A 16631-nucleotide genomic window follows, 5' to 3' on the forward strand; every position below is an offset into this window, starting at 1 on the left:
GTGAATTACCGAAACAAAAGTATGATTTCGTATGGATTAATCCCTATCTGTTTAGAATTTAGGGGATGTGACTTAGAATTTGCAGAAAAAAGACACCCGCCGTGTGAGGGCGGGTGTCAATTTATAATAGCTAAATAATTATTTCTTCACCTTAAAAGCTTTCTCGCCCGGGAAGTAAGCCACTTCGGCAAGCTCTTCCTCGATGCGCAGCAATTGGTTGTATTTTGCCATACGGTCAGAGCGTGAAGCCGATCCTGTTTTGATCTGTCCGCAGTTAAGCGCCACGGCAAGGTCGGCGATCGTGTTGTCTTCAGTCTCTCCCGAACGGTGCGACATTACCGATGTATAACCGGCATTGTGCGCCATGTTCACGGCAGCAATGGTCTCAGTAAGCGTACCGATCTGGTTCACTTTTACAAGGATCGAGTTGGCTGTATCTTCAGCGATACCTTTAGCAAGGCGCTCTACATTGGTTACGAACAAATCGTCGCCTACCAACTGTACCTTATCACCTATTTTATCGGTAAGGTATTTCCAGCCTGCCCAGTCGTTCTCCTGCATGCCGTCCTCGATAGAGATGATCGGGTATTTCGCAGCAAGGTCGGCAAGGTAATCGGCCTGCTCTTCGCTTGTCCTTATTTTCCCGCCGGCACCTTCAAACTTCGTATAGTCATATTTTCCGTTCACATAGAACTCAGAAGCCGCGCAGTCAAGGGCAAGCTTGATGTCTTCGCCAAATTTGTAGCCCGCATTCTCGATAGCTAATTTAATAGTATCAAGGGCATCCTCAGTACCACCTTCAAAGTTAGGTGCAAAACCTCCTTCATCACCCACAGCAGTGCTAAGGTGACGGTCGTGAAGTACTTTCTTCAGGTTGTGGAATACCTCGGTACCCATTTGCATGGCGTGTGTAAAGCTGGTCGCTTTTACCGGCATGATCATGAATTCCTGGAACGCTATCGGCGCGTCAGAGTGCGAACCGCCGTTGATGATGTTCATCATTGGCACAGGAAGCGTATTAGCCGACACACCGCCAATATAACGGTATAGCGGAAGGCCAAGCTCATTGGCTGCTGCTTTGGCTACAGCCAGGGAAACACCAAGGATGGCATTCGCGCCAAGGCTCGACTTGTTGGGAGTGCCGTCAAGCTCGATCATGGCTTTATCAATAGCGTTCTGTTCGAATACCGACATACCGATGATCTCGCCGGCAAGTTTTGTATTTACGTTCTCCACAGCTTTAGAAACACCTTTGCCCATATATGCCTTACCGCCGTCGCGAAGCTCAACAGCCTCATGCTCGCCGGTCGAAGCGCCAGATGGTACTGCGGCCCTTCCAATTATGCCATTCTCGGTAACTACATCAACTTCAACTGTCGGGTTGCCGCGTGAATCCAATATTTGCCTTGCGTGAACTTTAATAATTATGCCCATTAAATATTTGTTTTATTGTTAGTATTCGTTTGTTTAATTTGAATTAAAACCAAATTTAATCAAATTAAAATATGAAATTCTTTTAATTTTAAAAACTTATAAACGCAAACGTTTTAGCGCCAGTGTTTTAATCCATTAAATGACTAACTACTTTTTGCGCTTTCAATATTCGTAATGAACTGGTCGAACAAGTAAGTAGCATCATGCGGACCCGGGCTGGCTTCTGGGTGGTATTGCACAGAGAAGCAGTTCTTACTCTTCATACGCATCCCGGCCACGGTCCCATCATTAACGTGCTCGTGGGTGATCTCGAAGTCAGAGTGTTTTTCCAGTTCCTCACGTACTACTGCAAAGCCGTGGTTTTGGGAGGTTATCTCGCCTTCGCCTGTCAACAGGTTCCGCACCGGGTGGTTAATGCCCCTGTGCCCGTTGAACATCTTATAAGTAGAAATGCCATTGGCCAAAGCCAGTACCTGGTGCCCAAGGCAGATGCCGAATACCGGCTCATTCTTGTCGAGGATTTTGCGGGCTGTTTCCTGTGCGGCGTATAACGGATCTGGATCACCGGGCCCGTTGGAAAGAAAATATCCGTCGGGGCTAAAGCTTTTCATCTCTTCGTAAGAAGCATCATACGGAAAAATCTTGATGTAGCAGTCCCTTTTCGCAAGGTTACGCAGTATGTTCTTTTTAATGCCAAGATCCAGTGCGGATATCTTGTATTTTGCATCAGGGCTCCCTACGAAATAAGGCTCTTTGGTGGATACTTTTGAAGAAAGTTCCAAGCCTTTCATATCAGGTATTTCAGAAAGCTTTTTTTTAAGCTGTTCGATATCGCAGTCCTCGGTACAGATAGCCGCGTTCATCGCGCCGTTATCACGGATATAGCTTACCAGTGCCCGTGTATCTACATCCGAAATGGCAACGAGGTTTTGTTTTTCAAAATATTCCTTAAGGCCCTCGGAAGAATTTGGCCTGGAGTGATTAAAACTGAAATTTTTGCACACCAGCCCGGATATCATGATCTTATCAGCTTCCACCTCTTCCTCATTGGTACCGTAATTACCAATATGGGCGTTGGATGCCACCATTATCTGTCCGAAATAAGAAGGGTCAGTAAAGATTTCCTGGTAGCCGGTCATCCCTGTATTGAAGCAGACTTCGCCAAAAACAGTACCTTCTATGCCTATGGATTTGCCATAAAATATGGTGCCGTCAGCGAGGAGCAGGATCGCACGATCCCTGTTAGAATATTTCATTATGTCGTTTGTTGTTGTGTTGCGTGCAAATTTACTTTAAAAAATCGTGAAAGCGAAACGTATTTTTTTGTCATGAAGTTACTATTGATCCTCAATCATCCCAGTCATTTCGAGGACGAACGACGAAGCAATCTTTCTAAGGGATCAAACTTCGTGGAACGTATAAAAGATTGCCGCGCTCCGTGCCTCCGCTCGCAATGACCGTAACGTTGGATACATAAAACTTCAGGGCAAAAAAAAAGGACAAACCGTTAAGTTCATCCTTTTTTGATATTTGAAGATCATTGATCCATGATTATTCAGTAGCTTCTTTGTTTTCTTCTGTGTCAACAGCAGGAGCTTCTTTAGCTGCAGGAGCTTCGGCAACCACTTCGCCACCATCAGCCTTCTTGGCAGTACGGCTACGACGTGTAGTTTTCTTAGCTTCTTTCTTAACAGCGTTGTAAAGTTCATTGAAGTCTACCAGTTCGATCATTGCCATATCAGCGTTATCACCAAGACGGTTACCAAGCTTAATGATACGTGTATATCCGCCCGGACGATCGCCAACTTTAGCTGCTACTTCCCTGAAAAGTTCAGTAACCGCATATTTATTGCGAAGGTAAGCGAAAACGATACGCCTGTTGTGAGTAGTATCTTCCTTTGATTTTGTAACAAGCGGCTCAATAAATTGCTTAAGCGCTTTAGCTTTGGCAACAGTCGTATTGATACGCTTGTGCTCTATAAGCGAGCAGGCCATGTTAGCCAGCATAGCTTTCCTATGCCCTGTCTGCCTGCTTAAGTGATTATTCTTTTTTCCGTGTCTCATCTCTGTAGTAATATAAACCTAAAAAGGTCCGGATTATTCTTTATCTAATTTGTACTTCGTCAAATCCATCCCGAAGTGAAGGTTTTTAGACGCCACAAGCTCATCAAGCTCGGTAAGCGACTTTTTACCGAAGTTACGGAACTTCATCAAGTCATTTTTATTGAACGATACAAGGTCACCCAAAGTATCAACTTCAGCCGCTTTCAAACAATTTAGCGCCCTTACAGAAAGATCCATGTCAACCAGTTTGGTCTTAAGAAGCTGCCTCATGTGCAGTGATTCTTCATCATAGGATTCTGTTTGTGCAATTTCGTCGGCCTCAAGTGTAATTCTTTCATCAGAGAACAGCATAAAGTGATGTATCAGTGTTTTTGCTGCCTCAGTAAGCGCTTCTTTAGGGTGTATAGATCCGTCAGTGATGATCTCGAATACCAACTTTTCGTAGTCGGTCTTTTGCTCAACACGGAAGTTCTCTATTGCGTATTTTACATTCTTTACCGGTGTAAAGATGGAATCTGTAAAAATAGTACCTATAGCTGCATTTTGCTTTTTATTTTCTTCAGCCGGAACATATCCCCTTCCCTTCTCAATTGTAAGTTCAAGGTTAATGTTGATCTTGCTGTCGATGTTGCAGATAACCAACTCCGGATTCAACACCTGAAAACCTGAAATGAACTTTTGGAAATCGCCGGCAGTAAGCTGGTCTTTTCCTGTAAAAGATACAGATACAGATTCATTGTCGATATCCTCGATCTGGCGCTTAAAACGAACCTGCTTAAGGTTCAGGATTATTTCTGTAACATCTTCAACAACCCCTGCTAAAGTGGAAAATTCGTGATCAACTCCTTCAATGCGAACTGAAGTAATTGCGTAACCTTCCAGTGAAGAAAGCAAAACTCTTCTTAGTGCGTTACCAACGGTCAATCCGTAACCCGGTTCCAAAGGCCTGAATTCAAACTTGCCTGTGAAATCCGTAGAATCGATCATTATAACTTTATCGGGCTTCTGAAAATTAAATATTGCCATATTTCGACTAATGTCAATTATTATTTGTTATACAACTCAACGATTAGTTGTTCTTTGATGTTTTCCGGGATCTGGATCCTTGCAGGTACAGAAACGAAAGTTCCTTCCTTAGTATCATTGTTCCAGGTGATCCACTCGTATACACGAGAAGAGTTTGATAAAGAATTTGTGATGGTGTCAAGAGATTTTGACTTTTCACGGATAGCCACTTTATCACCAGGCTTAAGGTGGTATGAAGGGATGTTCACCAGCTCACCGTTAACGGTAATGTGCCTGTGCCCTACGATCTGCCTTGCAGCCCTGCGTGAAGGAGCGATACCCATCCTGTATACTACATTGTCAAGCCTTGCTTCGCAAAGCTGTAAAAGGATCTCACCAGTTACACCTTTAGAGGCAGCAGCTTTTTCATACAGGTTCCTGAATTGTTTTTCAAGAATGCCGTAAGAATATTTAGCTTTCTGCTTCTCCATCAGCTGGACAGCATATTCAGATTTTTTACCCCTTTTCTTAGCCAAGCCGTGTTGTCCCGGTGGGTAATTTCTTTTTTCGAAAGACTTATCGTCTCCGAAGATCGCCTCGCCAAATTTACGGGCGATCCTTGTTTGTGGACCAGTATATCTTGCCATTTCTAAAAATTAATAAGCAGGAGGTTATGAATTCAGGTCTCATCCTCCGATAACCTTTTGTTCCCGCTCTTGTTATACTATATTAAATTAAACTCTCCTTCTCTTTGGAGGGCGGCAGCCGTTGTGCGGCATTGGCGTTACGTCGATGATCTCGGTAACTTCTATTCCTCCGTTGTGCAGCGACCTGATAGCAGACTCACGTCCGTTACCCGGGCCTTTAACGTAAACTTTCACTTTCTTAAGACCGGCCTCAATGGCAACTTTACTACAGTCTTCAGCAGCCATCTGGGCAGCATACGGAGTGTTCTTTTTAGAACCCCTGAAGCCCATCTTACCTGCAGATGACCATGAAATAACTTCACCTTTCTTATTTGTAAGAGATATGATGATGTTGTTGAAAGTTGCGCTAATATGTGCTTCGCCTGTAGACTCTACAATTACTTTACGTTTTTTTGTACTCGCTTTAGCCATACTACTTATTATTTAGTTGCTTTTTTCTTGTTAGCAACAGTTTTCCTCTTACCTTTCCTAGTCCTTGAATTGTTCTTGGTGCGTTGGCCCCTTAACGGAAGACCTGCCCTGTGGCGGATGCCCCTGTAACAACCAATATCCATTAAACGCTTGATGTTCAAAGATACTTCTGAACGAAGTTCACCTTCAATCTTATAGTAAGACACAGCTTCACGGATGGCACTGATCTGGTCGTCATTCCAATCCTGAACTTTAATATCCTCGCTAACGTTAGCTTTAGCCAAAATCTCTGAAGACCTGCTCCTTCCTACACCGAAGATGTAAGTAAGTGCAATCACTCCCCTTTTGTTTTTAGGTATATCTACCCCTGCAATTCTTGCCATAATTATCCTTGTCTTTGTTTAAATCTAGGATTCTTTTTGTTAATAACATATAATCTGCCTTTCCTGCGCACGATGATGCACTCGGCACTTCTTTTCTTAACTGATGCTCTTACTTTCATTGTTAATAGCTATTAGTATCTATAAGTAATTCTTGCTTTGGACAGATCATAAGGGCTCATCTCAAGTTTCACCTTGTCGCCCGGAAGCAACTTGATGTAGTGCATACGCATCTTCCCTGAAATATGAGCAATTACTATGTGCCCGTTTTCTAATTCAACACGGAACATGGCATTAGACAATGCCTCTATTATCGATCCGTCCTGTTCTATTGCTGACTGTTTTGCCATAAAAAATTAAGCTACCGCTTTTCTATTCTTACCACTTTTCATCAATCCGTCGTAATGCCTGTTCAACAGATAAGAATTTATTTGCTGAATGGTATCGATCGCAACCCCGACCATGATCAACAGTGATGTACCACCATAAAATAATGCCCACTGCTGCTGAACTCCAAAGTTGAACACTACTGCCGGGAACACGGCAATAAGTGCAAGGAACAATGAACCAGGGAATGTGATCAATGACATGATCTTATCAAGGTAGTCTCCGGTCTCAACACCAGGCCTTACACCCGGTATAAAACCACCACTCCTTTTAAGGTCGTCTGCCATTTTGTTGGTAGGCACCGTTATCGCGGTGTAAAAGTAAGTAAAAATTATTATTAATAAAGCAAAAACCACATTATAGGTCAAACCGAACACATTCTGGAATTGAGAAGTGATGGTTTGAGCAGTATCAGACTTTGAGAATCCTGCCAATGCAGCAGGTATGAACATGATAGCCTGGGCAAAGATGATCGGCATGACCCCCGAAGCATTAAGCTTTAATGGGATCCACTGCCTGTTATTGTCCATCATATCCTGTTCAAAATCGCCTGATGTAGTACGCCTTGCATATTGTACAGGTATCTTTCGCACTGCCATGATCATAAGGATACAGGCAATGATAACAAAAAGCCATACAACAATTTCAAGAACAAGCATCAAAGGACCGCCGTTGTTCTCAGTGATCACTGAAGTGAATTCCTGGATGAACGCCTGTGGCATCCTTGCGATGATACCTACCAAGATCAATAGTGAAATACCGTTACCGATACCTTTATCGGTGATCTTCTCACCAAGCCACATTGCAAAAATGGTACCTGTGGTAAGGATCACAACTGATGAGAATAGGAACGGGAAAGAATCCGAAGGCAATAAGAATGCCTGGGCCGGCAGTGTCCTGTACAGGTTATAGATATAACCGGGACCCTGAACCAGCGTGATAAGGATCGTTAGCCAACGGGTGATCTGGTTGATCTTTTTCCTTCCGCTCTCGCCCTCTTTCTGAAGTTTTTGCAGGTAAGGTACCGCGATACCCATAAGCTGCACTACAATCGAAGCAGAAATGTAAGGCATGATACCCAATGCAAATACAGATGCCTGCGAGAACGCACCACCTGTAAATACATCGATAAGCCAGCCAATACCTCCCTTAGTCTGATCCGATAAACTGTTTAACTGTGTAGCATCAATACCCGGCAGGGTCACGTGTGCACCAAAACGGTATACAAGCAACAATCCGAGAGTAACAAGAATCCTGTTCTTAAGTTCCTCTATCTTCCAGACATTGGCAAACGCTTCGAAAAATTTCTTCATAATGAGATTAAAGATTATAAAGTTACCGCTTCACCACCGGCAGCTTCAATAGCAGCCTTGGCAGTTGCAGTAAATTTGTGAGCAGTTACTTTTAGTTTTGCCTTAAGCTCTCCTCTTCCTAAAATCTTTACCATTTCATTTTTTGTAGCCAAACGGTTCTCTACCAATACTGCAAAGTCTACAGTGTCAGTAGCAAATCCGTTATCTACAAGAGCCTGAAGCGTATCAAGGTTCACACCTTCGTACTCCTTACGGTTGATGTTTTTGAAACCGAACTTAGGAACACGACGCTGTAAAGGCATCTGGCCACCCTCAAAACCGATCTTCTTAGAGTATCCTGAACGCGATTTGGCACCTTTGTGGCCACGAGCGGAAGTACCGCCTTTGCCTGAACCTTCACCACGTCCTACCCTTTTATTCTGATTATGAACCGAACCTTCAGCAGGTTGTAAGTTACTTAAATCCATTAGTGTATTTTGTTAGTTGATCTCTTCTACAGAAACCAGGTGTTTAACTTTGTTTACCATTCCAAGGATAGCAGGAGTTGCATCGTGCTCAACAACCTGTCCAAGTTTACGAAGGCCTAATGACTCAAGCGTAAGCTTTTGTGTTTGCGGACAGTTGATCTTGCTCTTAACTTGTTTTACTTTTATTTTTCCCATGATTTCCTTGAATTAACCTTTAAATACTTTTTCAAGTGAAACGCCCCTTTGTTTTGCAACGGTAGCAGCGCTCCTCATTTGAAGCAAAGCATCAAAAGTAGCTTTTACAACATTGTGAGGGTTAGATGAACCCTGTGATTTTGACAATACATCGTGAATACCTACTGATTCAAGTACTGAACGTACCGCACCACCGGCAATTACACCTGTACCGTGAGAAGCCGGCATCAATAGTACGCGTGCACCACCGAATTTACCTTTTTGCTCATGCGGAACAGACTGCCCGGAAAGTGGGATCTTTACAAGGTTCTTCTTGGCATCCTCAACAGCTTTGGCGATAGCCTCAGACACGTCTTTGGATTTACCAAGGCCATGGCCTACTACACCGTTCTCATCACCTACCACTACGATAGCAGAGAAACCGAAAGCACGTCCACCCTTTGTAACTTTAGTAACACGGTTTACAGCTACCAAACGGTCCTTTAGCTCAAGGCCGCTTGGTTTTACCAGCTCTACGTTTTTATAATTATGATACATAATTTCTTAGAATTTAAGTCCGGCTTCCCTTGCGCCTTCTGCTAATGATTTTACACGTCCGTGGTAAAGGTATCCACCCCTGTCAAAAGTGATGGTATCGATACCGGCTTTAAGAGCAGCTTCGCCAATGGCTTTACCTACAGCTGTAGCAGTCTCTAAATTAGTACCTTTAGTTATGCCTTTGTCCCTTGAGGACGCAGCTGCCAAAGTTACACCGTTCACATCATCTATGATTTGAGCATAGATCTCCTTATTACTCCTGAATACAGAAAGCCTAGGCTGAGCAGCAGTTCCGCTAACAATCTTTCTGATACGGAACTTAATCCTCTGTCTTCTTTCAGATTTATTTAATGACATAGTCTTTAATTTTTAAGATTATTAAGCTGATTTACCTGCTTTTCTCCTTAGTACTTCACCTACGAACTTAACTCCTTTTCCTTTGTAAGGCTCCGGCTTGCGGAAAGAACGTATCTTGGCCGCTACCTGCCCTAAAAGTTGTTTATCATGAGAAGCTAATTTAATGATAGGGTTCTTACCTTTTTCAGATACCGTTTCAACAGTAACTTCAGATACAACTTCAAGAACGATGTTGTGGGAGAAGCCCAGTGCGATATCTAATTTCTGTCCCTGGTTCGAAGCCCTGTAACCAACGCCTACCAGTTCAAGTTCTTTAGTAAAACCTTCAGACACCCCAACGATCATGTTGTTGATAAGTGACCTGTACAATCCGTGTTTCGACCTGTCATCCTTATGGTCAGACGAGCGCTCCACTATTACCTGGCCTTCTTCGATCTTAACAGACACGTCTGAAAAATCTTGTGTAAGCTGGCCTTTTTTTCCTTTTACCGTAACAACATTACCGTTAACCTCTACAGTTACGCCGGCAGGTATTGCTACTGGATTTTTACCTATTCTTGACATCGATAAATCTTTTTATTAGTATACGTAACAGATCACCTCACCACCTACATTCTGCTGTTTTGCCTGTTTTCCTGTCATAAGTCCTTTAGACGTTGACACGATGGCAATACCCAATCCGTTAAGGATCCTTGGAAGGTTTGTTGCGCCTGCATACTTACGTAAACCCGGTTTACTAATTCTCTGGATATCTTTTATTACCGACTCTTTAGTCTCTTTATCGTACTTAAGAGCGATCTTGATAGTACCTTGAACGGCATTATCTTCGAATTTGTAACTAAGGATGTATCCCTGGTCGAATAAAATTTTTGTGATTTCTTTCTTCATGTTAGAAGCAGGGATTTCAACCACTTTGTGATTAGCCCTCACTGCATTTCTAATCCTTGTCAAAAAATCGGCAATTGGATCTGTGTACATATTTATTAATTTGCGGAAACGGTTTTCGGCCTGTTACGGCCGAACCTGTCACCAATTTATAATTCTTTATTACCAGCTGGCTTTTCTAACTCCCGGTATCAAACCGTTGTTAGCCATTTCACGGAAAGTTACACGTGAAATACCAAACTGGCGCATATAACCCCTTGGCCTTCCTGTAAGTTTGCAACGGTTGTGCATACGTACCGGTGAAGCGTTCTTAGGTAGCTTTTGCAGGCCTTCATAATCTCCGGCTTCTAGTAGAGCCTTCCTTTTTTCAGCATACTTTGCAACCGTTGCCGCTCTTTTCACCTCGCGGGCTTTCATTGATTCTTTAGCCATAACTTAATTCTTTTTAAAAGGTAAACCTAGTTCTGTCAATAGCGACTTAGCTTCTTTATCGGTTTGGGCCGAAGTTACAAAGGTAATATCTAATCCTGATATTTTGTTAACTTTGTCAATATCAATTTCAGGGAAAATGATCTGCTCCGTAACACCCAGGTTATAGTTACCCCTTCCATCGAATCCTGTAGCCTTGATTCCGCTAAAATCCCTTACACGAGGTAGTGACGATGTCACCAACCTGTCCAGGAATTCATACATCCTCTCGCCACGAAGGGTCACTTTTGCACCGATCGGCATACCTTTCCTAAGTTTGAACGACGCAACGTCTTTCTTTGAAATGGTAGAAACAGCTTTCTGGCCTGTAATTTTTGTTAGCTCTTCCACTGCATAGTCGATAAGTTTTTTATCAGATACAGCGGCGCCAACACCACGGCTAAGAACGATCTTTTCCAGTTTTGGAACCATCATTACGTTCTTGTAACCGAACTCTTCTTTAAGTGCAGGTACTACCCTGTCCTTATATTCTTGTTTTAATCTTGGTATATAAGCCATCACTATAGTACTTGATTAGATTTTTTTGAAAATCTCACGTTCTTATCTCCTTCTTTCCTTACGCCTGTTTTTGTAGCAACACCTTTGGCATCTACAAGGACAAGGTTAGAAATGTGGATAGGAGCTTCTTTCTTAACAATACCACCTTGTGGGTTCTTAGCGCTTGGCTTAGTGTGCTTAGACACCATGTTAGCACCCTCAACGATAGCTTTGTTCTTGTCTACAAGGACACGAAGAACTTTTCCTTCAGTGCCTTTATGATCACCGGCAATTACCCTTACGGTATCTCCTGATTTTATCTTTAGCTTTATCATTTTGTATAAATATTAAAGCACTTCAGGTGCCAATGATACAATTTTCATGAATTGCTTCTCACGAAGTTCCCTTGCTACAGGACCAAAAACACGTGTACCCCTCATCTCACCGGCAGCGTTCAACAATACGCAAGCGTTATCATCAAACCTGATGTATGAGCCGTCGGCACGACGTACTTCTTTTTTGGTACGTACAACAACTGCTGTAGATACAGCGCCCTTCTTAACGTTACCGGTAGGCGTAGCATCTTTAATAGAAACTACGATCTTATCACCTACAGACGCATAACGCCTTTTGGTGCCACCTAACACACGGATCGTCAAAACTTCCTTTGCACCCGTGTTATCTGCTACTTTTAGTCTGGATTCCTGTTGTACCATAATTACTTCGCTCTTTCAATTATTTCTACTAACCTCCAACATTTAGTTTTACTCAAAGGACGTGTTTCCATGATCCTTACTGTATCACCAATGTTACAGTCGTTTGTTTCGTCGTGTGCAACAAATTTCTTTGTTTTCAATACGAACTTACCGTATAGAGGGTGTTTTACCCTTGTTGTTTGAGACACAACTATGGATTTTGCCATTTTGTTGCTGGTTACTACACCAATTCTCTCTTTTCTTAAGTTTCTTTTTTCTTCCATCTTTTGGCAGAATACAATTATTGTAACTCTCTTTTTGTAAGCTCAGTAGCTACCCTTGCGATCGACCTTCTTACGGCCCTGATCTGTAGTGGGTTCTCGATTGGAGAAATAGCGTGAGCTGATTTTAGGTCGGCATATGTTTTCTGTAACTCACCAAGCTTGCTTTGAAGCTCGGTTGCAGATAGATCTTTTATCTCTGATTGTTTCATAATAATATCGGATTATGCTTCAAAATCTCTGGCGATAACAAACTTGGTCTTCACAGGCAGTTTCTGGGCAGCAAGGCGAAGTGCCTCTTTTGCTACGGCCAGTGGCACGCCTCCTACTTCAAACATTATCTTACCTGGTTTAACAACGGCAACCCAGTACTCTACAGCACCTTTACCTTTACCCATACGTACCTCAAGAGGTTTTTTGGTGATAGGCTTATCCGGGAATATTTTGATCCACAACTGGCCTTCCCTTTTCATGAAACGGGTCGCAGCGATACGTGCAGCCTCGATCTGGCGGGAAGTGATAAAAACTGAATCTAAAGATTTGATACCAAACATACCATTAGAAAGTTCATGACCCCTTTGGGAAATGCCCTTCATCTTACCTTTCTGTACCTTGCGGTATTTTGTTCTTTTAGGCTGTAACATTTTTCTTTAGTTTTTTAATTACTTTCTTTTGCGTTGGCCTGATTTATCACCACCTGGACGACCACCACCCGGCCTTCCGCCTTGTGACCTGTTGTCCCTGTCCTGAGATCCTGCAGACTTAGACTGTTTTTTGTCCATGCCTACTAACGGAGAAAGATCTCTTTTGCCATAAACCTCACCTTTCATGATCCACACTTTGATCCCCATCCTACCGTAAGTAGTGTGGGCCTCAGCAAGTGAGTAATCGATGTCCGCCCTGAAAGTTGATAGAGGGATCCTGCCTTCTTTGAACATTTCCGAACGTGCCATCTCAGCACCGTTCAAACGGCCTGAGATCATCACTTTAACACCTTCTGCGTTCATACGCATAGCTGCAGCGATAGCCATCTTGATAGCCCTCCTGTAAGAGATACGGCTTTCGATCTGGCGGGCAATGCTTGTACCTACAAGGTAAGCGTCAAGCTCCGGCCTTTTAATTTCAAAGATGTTGATCTGAACCTCTTTGTCTGTGATCTTCTTAAGTTCTTCTTTCAGCTTGTCTACTTCCTGGCCGCCTTTCCCGATGATGATACCAGGACGTGCAGTGGTTATAGTAACGGTTACAAGCTTAAGGGTCCTCTCGATTATCACCTTAGACACACTAGCTTTAGATAAACGGGCATGGATGTATTTCCTGATTTTGTGATCTTCGGCAAGTTTGTCACCGTAGTCATTTCCACCGTACCAGTTAGAATCCCAACCCCTGATGATACCAAGGCGATTTCCTATTGGATTTGTCTTTTGTCCCATTTCTCTTAGTTGCTTTGTGTGTTATTATTCTTAGCTCCAAGCACGATGGTTACGTGGTTAGAACGTTTCCTTATCCTGTGGGCACGACCCTGCGGTGCAGGACGAAGCCTTTTCAGCATCATTCCGCCGTCAACCCTGATCTCTTTTACGAAAAGGCCGGCGTTTTCAAGGCTTTCCTCAGCATTCTTTTGCTGCCAGTTGTTGATGGCTGATAGCAATAGTTTTTCAAGCTTGCGTGAAGCCTCTTTTGAACTGAACCTTAATATATTTAGCGCTAATTCTACCTTTTGGCCCCTTACAAGATCCGCAACAAGGCGCATTTTGCGTGGCGACGTAGGGCAGTTATTCAGCTTAGCGAAAGCGATAGACTTGTTAGCCTCTTTCCTTGCTTCTGCGGTTTCTCTTTTACGAACTCCCATTGCTATTATTTTTTACCTTTATTTTTAGCACCGGCGTGGCCCCTGAAAGAGCGCGTCGGCGAAAATTCTCCTAATTTATGACCTACCATGTTCTCTGTAACGTAAACCGGTACGAATTGACGACCGTTGTGTACTGCGATAGTCTGCCCAACAAAATCCGGGGTGATCATCGAAGCGCGAGACCATGTCTTCACTACTCCTTTATTGCCCTTTTCAATGTTTTCCTGAACTTTCTTATCCAACTTATAGTGAACAAAAGGTCCTTTCTTTAATGAACGTGCCATATCTTACTTATTATTTCTTTCTACGTTCTACGATATACTTATTACTCGGGTTAACTTTAGAACGAGTCCTGTAACCTTTCGCCGGAAGACCTTTCCTTGAGCGTGGATGTCCGCCCGAAGAGCGTCCTTCACCACCACCCATCGGGTGATCTACCGGGTTCATCGCTACCGGCCTTGTCCTTGGCCTTCTGCCCAACCAACGTGTCCTACCGGCTTTACCGGAAACGATCAATTGGTGGTCAGAGTTGGAAACAGCTCCGATCGTAGCCATACATGTAAGAAGGATCAACCTTGTCTCACCTGAAGGCATTTTGATAGTAGCATATTTTCCGTCCCTTGCCATAAGCTGTGCAAATGTACCCGCGCTGCGTGCGATAACCGCACCCTGGCCAGGACGTAGCTCAATACAAGATATAACAGTTCCTAGAGGAATTTTGCTAAGAGGTAAAGCGTTGCCTATCTCCGGCTGAGCATCAGCTCCCGAAGTAACAACCTGGCCTACCTGAAGCCCGTTTTGTGCAATGATGTATGTTTTCTCACCATCAGCATAGAACAATAGAGATATGAATGCTGAACGGTTCGGGTCGTACTCGATCGTCTTAACTGTAGCAGGGATACCCGCCTTAGTCCTTTTGAAATCGATCATACGATACCTTTGCTTGTGACCACCGCCTGTATAACGCATGGTCATTTTTCCTTGACTATTTCTACCGCCTGAGTTTTTTTTCGGTGCGATCAATGAACGCTCCGGCTTATCAGTTGTAATAGTGTCAAAGCTATTTACAACTCTAAAACGCTGACCCGGGGTAATAGGTTTTAATTTTCTAACTGACATTGTTATTAGATATTATTATAAAAATCTATTGTTTCACCTTCCTGTACTTGTACGATAGCTTTTTTGTAAGCATTCGTCTTTCCTGAGATCAAGCCACTCTTAGTGTACTTAACCGATCTATCAGCCCTGTAGTTCATTGTGTTCACTTCAACAACACCAACACCATAAGCAGCCTCAACTGCATTCTTGATCTGGATCTTGTTCGCTTTTTTGTCAACAATGAAACCAAAACGGTTGAAAACTTCACCGTCTTTAGTTATTTTTTCAGTGATGATAGGTTTAATTATGATACCCATGACCTTATTATTTGCTTAAATTTTCTTCAATTCCTTCCAAAGCACCTTCCAAAAGAACAAGCTTATTTGCGTTAAGTATCGCATAAGTACTTAATTCTGAAGTAGTTACAACGTTAGAAGCTTTCAAATTGCGTGACGACAAATATACGTTTTTATTTGTATCACCCAACACGATAAGCGATTTTTTATTATCTAACCCTAAAGCTTTCAAAAAGTTAATGAAATTTTTAGTGCTTGGAGCGTCGAATTCGAAGTTCTCTACTACGGTCAGGCTTGATTCCTGAGCCTTCATTGTGAAAGCCGATTTCCTGGCAAGACGCTTAAGAGCTTTGTTCAATTTGAATGAGTAGCTCCTTGGCCTTGGGCCAAAAATAGTACCACCACCTTTGAACAATGGGTTCTTGATAGAACCTGCACGAGCCGTACCTGTTCCTTTTTGCTTCTTGATCTTACGTGTACTACCGGTTACCTCAGCCCTTTCTTTGGCTTTGTGGGTACCCTGCCTTTGGTTAGCAAGATATTGCTTAACATCAAGGTATACAGCGTGCTTATTAGGCTCAATTGCGAATACTGAATCAGAAAGAGTGATCGTCCTGCCAGTTTCTTTTCCGTTGATATCTAATACTTTTACTTCCATTACTTCTGAATGATTACATAAGAGTTTTTGTGACCCGGAATAGCACCTTTAATTACAAGAAGGTTCTTATCCGCAACCACTTTTAAAACCTTAAGGTTTTGTACTGTTACATTTTCCCCGCCAGTCCTTCCGGCCATACGCATACCCTTGAACACTCGTGAAGGGTAAGACGATGCACCTACTGAACCCGGAGCCCTAAGACGGTTGTGCTGACCGTGAGTAGCCTGTCCAACACCACCAAAGCCGTGACGCTTAACAACACCCTGGAAACCTTTACCTTTTGATACACCCTGTACATCTACGAATTCACCTTCAGTGAAAACATCTACAGTTAAAACATCACCAAGTTTATACTCAGTTTCGAAATGCTTGAATTCAACGACTTTCTTCTTAGCATCAGTACCGGCTTTCTTGAAATGGCCAAGAGCTGCCTTTGTAGTGTGCTTTTCTGTTTTGTCATCGAAACCAAGTTGTAACGCTTCATACCCGTCAACCTCATTGGTTCTGACTTGGGTGATAACGCATGGGCCAGCTTCTATCACGGTACAAGGGATATTTTTCCCATTCTCGTCGAAAATACTGGTCATGCCGATCTTTTTACCAATTAACCCAGACATAGATTATTATTATTAATTAATTAAAT

Annotated in this window: 30 protein-coding genes; all 30 read right to left on the minus strand. The window is 42.9% G+C overall.

The features are described from left to right. Window positions 1-138: 138 nt before the first annotated feature. The 30 genes from eno to rplC all read right to left on the minus strand — a co-directional run bounded on the left by eno (window position 139) and on the right by rplC (window position 16605). Window positions 139-1434: a phosphopyruvate hydratase gene (gene eno, locus ACT6R0_RS14860; RefSeq protein WP_444653976.1), complete on the minus strand. Its 1296-nt coding sequence runs from the start codon at window positions 1432-1434 to the stop codon at window positions 139-141. 143 nt (window positions 1435-1577) lie between these two features. After that, the gene (gene carA / locus ACT6R0_RS14865; RefSeq protein ID WP_444653975.1) at window positions 1578-2690 is read right to left on the minus strand and encodes a glutamine-hydrolyzing carbamoyl-phosphate synthase small subunit; all 1113 of its coding nucleotides are present in this window, start codon (window positions 2688-2690) and stop codon (window positions 1578-1580) included. A gap of 295 nt (window positions 2691-2985) precedes the next feature. Next, a complete protein-coding gene (rplQ, locus tag ACT6R0_RS14870; RefSeq protein ID WP_444653974.1) occupies window positions 2986-3498 on the minus strand; it encodes a 50S ribosomal protein L17 in 513 nt (170 codons plus the stop codon). Window positions 3499-3531: 33 nt separating this feature from the next. Next, window positions 3532-4524 carry a DNA-directed RNA polymerase subunit alpha gene (locus ACT6R0_RS14875; RefSeq protein ID WP_444653973.1) on the minus strand — a complete coding sequence of 331 codons (993 nt, stop codon included), beginning with the start codon at window positions 4522-4524 and terminating at the stop codon, window positions 3532-3534. Between the two features lie 20 nt (window positions 4525-4544). Continuing rightward, window positions 4545-5150, minus strand: a complete 606-nt coding sequence (gene rpsD, locus ACT6R0_RS14880; protein ID WP_444653972.1) for a 30S ribosomal protein S4 — start codon at window positions 5148-5150, stop codon at window positions 4545-4547. An 87-nt stretch (window positions 5151-5237) separates the two neighbouring features. Continuing rightward, window positions 5238-5621 (minus strand): 30S ribosomal protein S11, encoded by a 384-nt coding sequence (gene rpsK, locus ACT6R0_RS14885; RefSeq protein ID WP_099077422.1) that lies wholly within the window; start codon window positions 5619-5621, stop codon window positions 5238-5240. Window positions 5622-5629: 8 nt separating this feature from the next. Next, the gene (rpsM, locus tag ACT6R0_RS14890) at window positions 5630-6004 is read right to left on the minus strand and encodes a 30S ribosomal protein S13 (RefSeq protein ID WP_444653970.1); all 375 of its coding nucleotides are present in this window, start codon (window positions 6002-6004) and stop codon (window positions 5630-5632) included. A 2-nt stretch (window positions 6005-6006) separates the two neighbouring features. Further along, window positions 6007-6123: a type B 50S ribosomal protein L36 gene (gene ykgO / locus ACT6R0_RS14895; protein ID WP_002987490.1), complete on the minus strand. Its 117-nt coding sequence runs from the start codon at window positions 6121-6123 to the stop codon at window positions 6007-6009. A gap of 12 nt (window positions 6124-6135) precedes the next feature. Further along, on the minus strand, window positions 6136-6351 hold the full coding sequence (gene infA / locus ACT6R0_RS14900) for a translation initiation factor IF-1 (RefSeq protein ID WP_007136545.1): 216 nt from the start codon (window positions 6349-6351) through the stop codon (window positions 6136-6138). Window positions 6352-6357: 6 nt separating this feature from the next. Then, a complete protein-coding gene (gene secY, locus ACT6R0_RS14905; protein ID WP_444653966.1) occupies window positions 6358-7701 on the minus strand; it encodes a preprotein translocase subunit SecY in 1344 nt (447 codons plus the stop codon). Between the two features lie 14 nt (window positions 7702-7715). Continuing rightward, on the minus strand, window positions 7716-8168 hold the full coding sequence (gene rplO, locus ACT6R0_RS14910) for a 50S ribosomal protein L15 (RefSeq protein WP_444653965.1): 453 nt from the start codon (window positions 8166-8168) through the stop codon (window positions 7716-7718). 12 nt (window positions 8169-8180) lie between these two features. Next, complete coding sequence (gene rpmD / locus ACT6R0_RS14915) at window positions 8181-8363, minus strand: 50S ribosomal protein L30 (protein ID WP_099084894.1); 183 nt, start codon at window positions 8361-8363, stop codon at window positions 8181-8183. Window positions 8364-8375: 12 nt separating this feature from the next. After that, window positions 8376-8900 (minus strand): 30S ribosomal protein S5, encoded by a 525-nt coding sequence (rpsE, locus tag ACT6R0_RS14920; RefSeq protein WP_108776513.1) that lies wholly within the window; start codon window positions 8898-8900, stop codon window positions 8376-8378. A gap of 6 nt (window positions 8901-8906) precedes the next feature. After that, window positions 8907-9257 (minus strand): 50S ribosomal protein L18, encoded by a 351-nt coding sequence (gene rplR / locus ACT6R0_RS14925; protein WP_444653964.1) that lies wholly within the window; start codon window positions 9255-9257, stop codon window positions 8907-8909. A gap of 21 nt (window positions 9258-9278) precedes the next feature. Further along, window positions 9279-9821: a 50S ribosomal protein L6 gene (gene rplF, locus ACT6R0_RS14930; protein WP_444653963.1), complete on the minus strand. Its 543-nt coding sequence runs from the start codon at window positions 9819-9821 to the stop codon at window positions 9279-9281. 15 nt (window positions 9822-9836) lie between these two features. Continuing rightward, window positions 9837-10235 (minus strand): 30S ribosomal protein S8, encoded by a 399-nt coding sequence (rpsH, locus tag ACT6R0_RS14935; RefSeq protein WP_444653962.1) that lies wholly within the window; start codon window positions 10233-10235, stop codon window positions 9837-9839. A 69-nt stretch (window positions 10236-10304) separates the two neighbouring features. Continuing rightward, window positions 10305-10574 carry a 30S ribosomal protein S14 gene (gene rpsN, locus ACT6R0_RS14940; protein ID WP_294823755.1) on the minus strand — a complete coding sequence of 90 codons (270 nt, stop codon included), beginning with the start codon at window positions 10572-10574 and terminating at the stop codon, window positions 10305-10307. Window positions 10575-10577: 3 nt separating this feature from the next. Beyond that, window positions 10578-11129: a 50S ribosomal protein L5 gene (gene rplE / locus ACT6R0_RS14945; protein WP_444653959.1), complete on the minus strand. Its 552-nt coding sequence runs from the start codon at window positions 11127-11129 to the stop codon at window positions 10578-10580. Window positions 11130-11131: 2 nt separating this feature from the next. Further along, window positions 11132-11443, minus strand: coding sequence for a 50S ribosomal protein L24 (gene rplX, locus ACT6R0_RS14950; protein WP_444653958.1), 312 nt, complete (start codon window positions 11441-11443; stop codon window positions 11132-11134). Window positions 11444-11455: 12 nt separating this feature from the next. Continuing rightward, window positions 11456-11824 carry a 50S ribosomal protein L14 gene (rplN, locus tag ACT6R0_RS14955; RefSeq protein ID WP_265174032.1) on the minus strand — a complete coding sequence of 123 codons (369 nt, stop codon included), beginning with the start codon at window positions 11822-11824 and terminating at the stop codon, window positions 11456-11458. 2 nt (window positions 11825-11826) lie between these two features. Next, the gene (gene rpsQ, locus ACT6R0_RS14960; RefSeq protein WP_294823748.1) at window positions 11827-12087 is read right to left on the minus strand and encodes a 30S ribosomal protein S17; all 261 of its coding nucleotides are present in this window, start codon (window positions 12085-12087) and stop codon (window positions 11827-11829) included. A 17-nt stretch (window positions 12088-12104) separates the two neighbouring features. Next, window positions 12105-12296: a 50S ribosomal protein L29 gene (gene rpmC, locus ACT6R0_RS14965; protein WP_444653956.1), complete on the minus strand. Its 192-nt coding sequence runs from the start codon at window positions 12294-12296 to the stop codon at window positions 12105-12107. A gap of 12 nt (window positions 12297-12308) precedes the next feature. Next, window positions 12309-12728, minus strand: a complete 420-nt coding sequence (gene rplP / locus ACT6R0_RS14970; protein WP_444653954.1) for a 50S ribosomal protein L16 — start codon at window positions 12726-12728, stop codon at window positions 12309-12311. Window positions 12729-12746: 18 nt separating this feature from the next. Beyond that, window positions 12747-13517, minus strand: coding sequence for a 30S ribosomal protein S3 (gene rpsC / locus ACT6R0_RS14975; protein WP_444653953.1), 771 nt, complete (start codon window positions 13515-13517; stop codon window positions 12747-12749). 5 nt (window positions 13518-13522) lie between these two features. Then, complete coding sequence (gene rplV, locus ACT6R0_RS14980; protein WP_444653952.1) at window positions 13523-13936, minus strand: 50S ribosomal protein L22; 414 nt, start codon at window positions 13934-13936, stop codon at window positions 13523-13525. Between the two features lie 5 nt (window positions 13937-13941). Beyond that, complete coding sequence (rpsS, locus tag ACT6R0_RS14985) at window positions 13942-14220, minus strand: 30S ribosomal protein S19 (protein WP_014085019.1); 279 nt, start codon at window positions 14218-14220, stop codon at window positions 13942-13944. A 10-nt stretch (window positions 14221-14230) separates the two neighbouring features. Further along, window positions 14231-15055, minus strand: coding sequence for a 50S ribosomal protein L2 (gene rplB, locus ACT6R0_RS14990; RefSeq protein ID WP_265174028.1), 825 nt, complete (start codon window positions 15053-15055; stop codon window positions 14231-14233). Window positions 15056-15060: 5 nt separating this feature from the next. Next, window positions 15061-15351, minus strand: a complete 291-nt coding sequence (gene rplW, locus ACT6R0_RS14995) for a 50S ribosomal protein L23 (RefSeq protein WP_265174027.1) — start codon at window positions 15349-15351, stop codon at window positions 15061-15063. Window positions 15352-15358: 7 nt separating this feature from the next. After that, the gene (gene rplD / locus ACT6R0_RS15000; protein WP_444653950.1) at window positions 15359-15988 is read right to left on the minus strand and encodes a 50S ribosomal protein L4; all 630 of its coding nucleotides are present in this window, start codon (window positions 15986-15988) and stop codon (window positions 15359-15361) included. After that, a complete protein-coding gene (gene rplC, locus ACT6R0_RS15005) occupies window positions 15988-16605 on the minus strand; it encodes a 50S ribosomal protein L3 (protein ID WP_444653948.1) in 618 nt (205 codons plus the stop codon). Before rplC ends, rplD begins: the two co-directional genes overlap by 1 nt. Between the last annotated feature and the right edge of the window lie 26 nt (window positions 16606-16631).

It is taken from the genome of Flavobacterium sp. (assembly GCF_052437795.1).
GTDB lineage: Bacteria > Bacteroidota > Bacteroidia > Flavobacteriales > Flavobacteriaceae > Flavobacterium.

Bases quoted from the DNA above. Each gene is read 5' to 3' on its own strand.
- eno (WP_444653976.1), bottom strand. From the start codon at position 1,434: ATGGGCATAATTATTAAAGTTCACGCAAGGCAAATATTGGATTCACGC.
- carA (WP_444653975.1), bottom strand. From the start codon at position 2,690: ATGAAATATTCTAACAGGGATCGTGCGATCCTGCTCCTCGCTGACGGC.
- rplQ (WP_444653974.1), bottom strand. From the start codon at position 3,498: ATGAGACACGGAAAAAAGAATAATCACTTAAGCAGGCAGACAGGGCAT.
- ACT6R0_RS14875 (WP_444653973.1), bottom strand. From the start codon at position 4,524: ATGGCAATATTTAATTTTCAGAAGCCCGATAAAGTTATAATGATCGAT.
- rpsD (WP_444653972.1), bottom strand. From the start codon at position 5,150: ATGGCAAGATATACTGGTCCACAAACAAGGATCGCCCGTAAATTTGGC.
- rpsK (WP_099077422.1), bottom strand. From the start codon at position 5,621: ATGGCTAAAGCGAGTACAAAAAAACGTAAAGTAATTGTAGAGTCTACA.
- rpsM (WP_444653970.1), bottom strand. From the start codon at position 6,004: ATGGCAAGAATTGCAGGGGTAGATATACCTAAAAACAAAAGGGGAGTG.
- ykgO (WP_002987490.1), bottom strand. From the start codon at position 6,123: ATGAAAGTAAGAGCATCAGTTAAGAAAAGAAGTGCCGAGTGCATCATC.
- infA (WP_007136545.1), bottom strand. From the start codon at position 6,351: ATGGCAAAACAGTCAGCAATAGAACAGGACGGATCGATAATAGAGGCA.
- secY (WP_444653966.1), bottom strand. From the start codon at position 7,701: ATGAAGAAATTTTTCGAAGCGTTTGCCAATGTCTGGAAGATAGAGGAA.
- rplO (WP_444653965.1), bottom strand. From the start codon at position 8,168: ATGGATTTAAGTAACTTACAACCTGCTGAAGGTTCGGTTCATAATCAG.
- rpmD (WP_099084894.1), bottom strand. From the start codon at position 8,363: ATGGGAAAAATAAAAGTAAAACAAGTTAAGAGCAAGATCAACTGTCCG.
- rpsE (WP_108776513.1), bottom strand. From the start codon at position 8,900: ATGTATCATAATTATAAAAACGTAGAGCTGGTAAAACCAAGCGGCCTT.
- rplR (WP_444653964.1), bottom strand. From the start codon at position 9,257: ATGTCATTAAATAAATCTGAAAGAAGACAGAGGATTAAGTTCCGTATC.
- rplF (WP_444653963.1), bottom strand. From the start codon at position 9,821: ATGTCAAGAATAGGTAAAAATCCAGTAGCAATACCTGCCGGCGTAACT.
- rpsH (WP_444653962.1), bottom strand. From the start codon at position 10,235: ATGTACACAGATCCAATTGCCGATTTTTTGACAAGGATTAGAAATGCA.
- rpsN (WP_294823755.1), bottom strand. From the start codon at position 10,574: ATGGCTAAAGAATCAATGAAAGCCCGCGAGGTGAAAAGAGCGGCAACG.
- rplE (WP_444653959.1), bottom strand. From the start codon at position 11,129: ATGGCTTATATACCAAGATTAAAACAAGAATATAAGGACAGGGTAGTA.
- rplX (WP_444653958.1), bottom strand. From the start codon at position 11,443: ATGATAAAGCTAAAGATAAAATCAGGAGATACCGTAAGGGTAATTGCC.
- rplN (WP_265174032.1), bottom strand. From the start codon at position 11,824: ATGGTACAACAGGAATCCAGACTAAAAGTAGCAGATAACACGGGTGCA.
- rpsQ (WP_294823748.1), bottom strand. From the start codon at position 12,087: ATGGAAGAAAAAAGAAACTTAAGAAAAGAGAGAATTGGTGTAGTAACC.
- rpmC (WP_444653956.1), bottom strand. From the start codon at position 12,296: ATGAAACAATCAGAGATAAAAGATCTATCTGCAACCGAGCTTCAAAGC.
- rplP (WP_444653954.1), bottom strand. From the start codon at position 12,728: ATGTTACAGCCTAAAAGAACAAAATACCGCAAGGTACAGAAAGGTAAG.
- rpsC (WP_444653953.1), bottom strand. From the start codon at position 13,517: ATGGGACAAAAGACAAATCCAATAGGAAATCGCCTTGGTATCATCAGG.
- rplV (WP_444653952.1), bottom strand. From the start codon at position 13,936: ATGGGAGTTCGTAAAAGAGAAACCGCAGAAGCAAGGAAAGAGGCTAAC.
- rpsS (WP_014085019.1), bottom strand. From the start codon at position 14,220: ATGGCACGTTCATTAAAGAAAGGACCTTTTGTTCACTATAAGTTGGAT.
- rplB (WP_265174028.1), bottom strand. From the start codon at position 15,055: ATGTCAGTTAGAAAATTAAAACCTATTACCCCGGGTCAGCGTTTTAGA.
- rplW (WP_265174027.1), bottom strand. From the start codon at position 15,351: ATGGGTATCATAATTAAACCTATCATCACTGAAAAAATAACTAAAGAC.
- rplD (WP_444653950.1), bottom strand. From the start codon at position 15,988: ATGGAAGTAAAAGTATTAGATATCAACGGAAAAGAAACTGGCAGGACG.
- rplC (WP_444653948.1), bottom strand. From the start codon at position 16,605: ATGTCTGGGTTAATTGGTAAAAAGATCGGCATGACCAGTATTTTCGAC.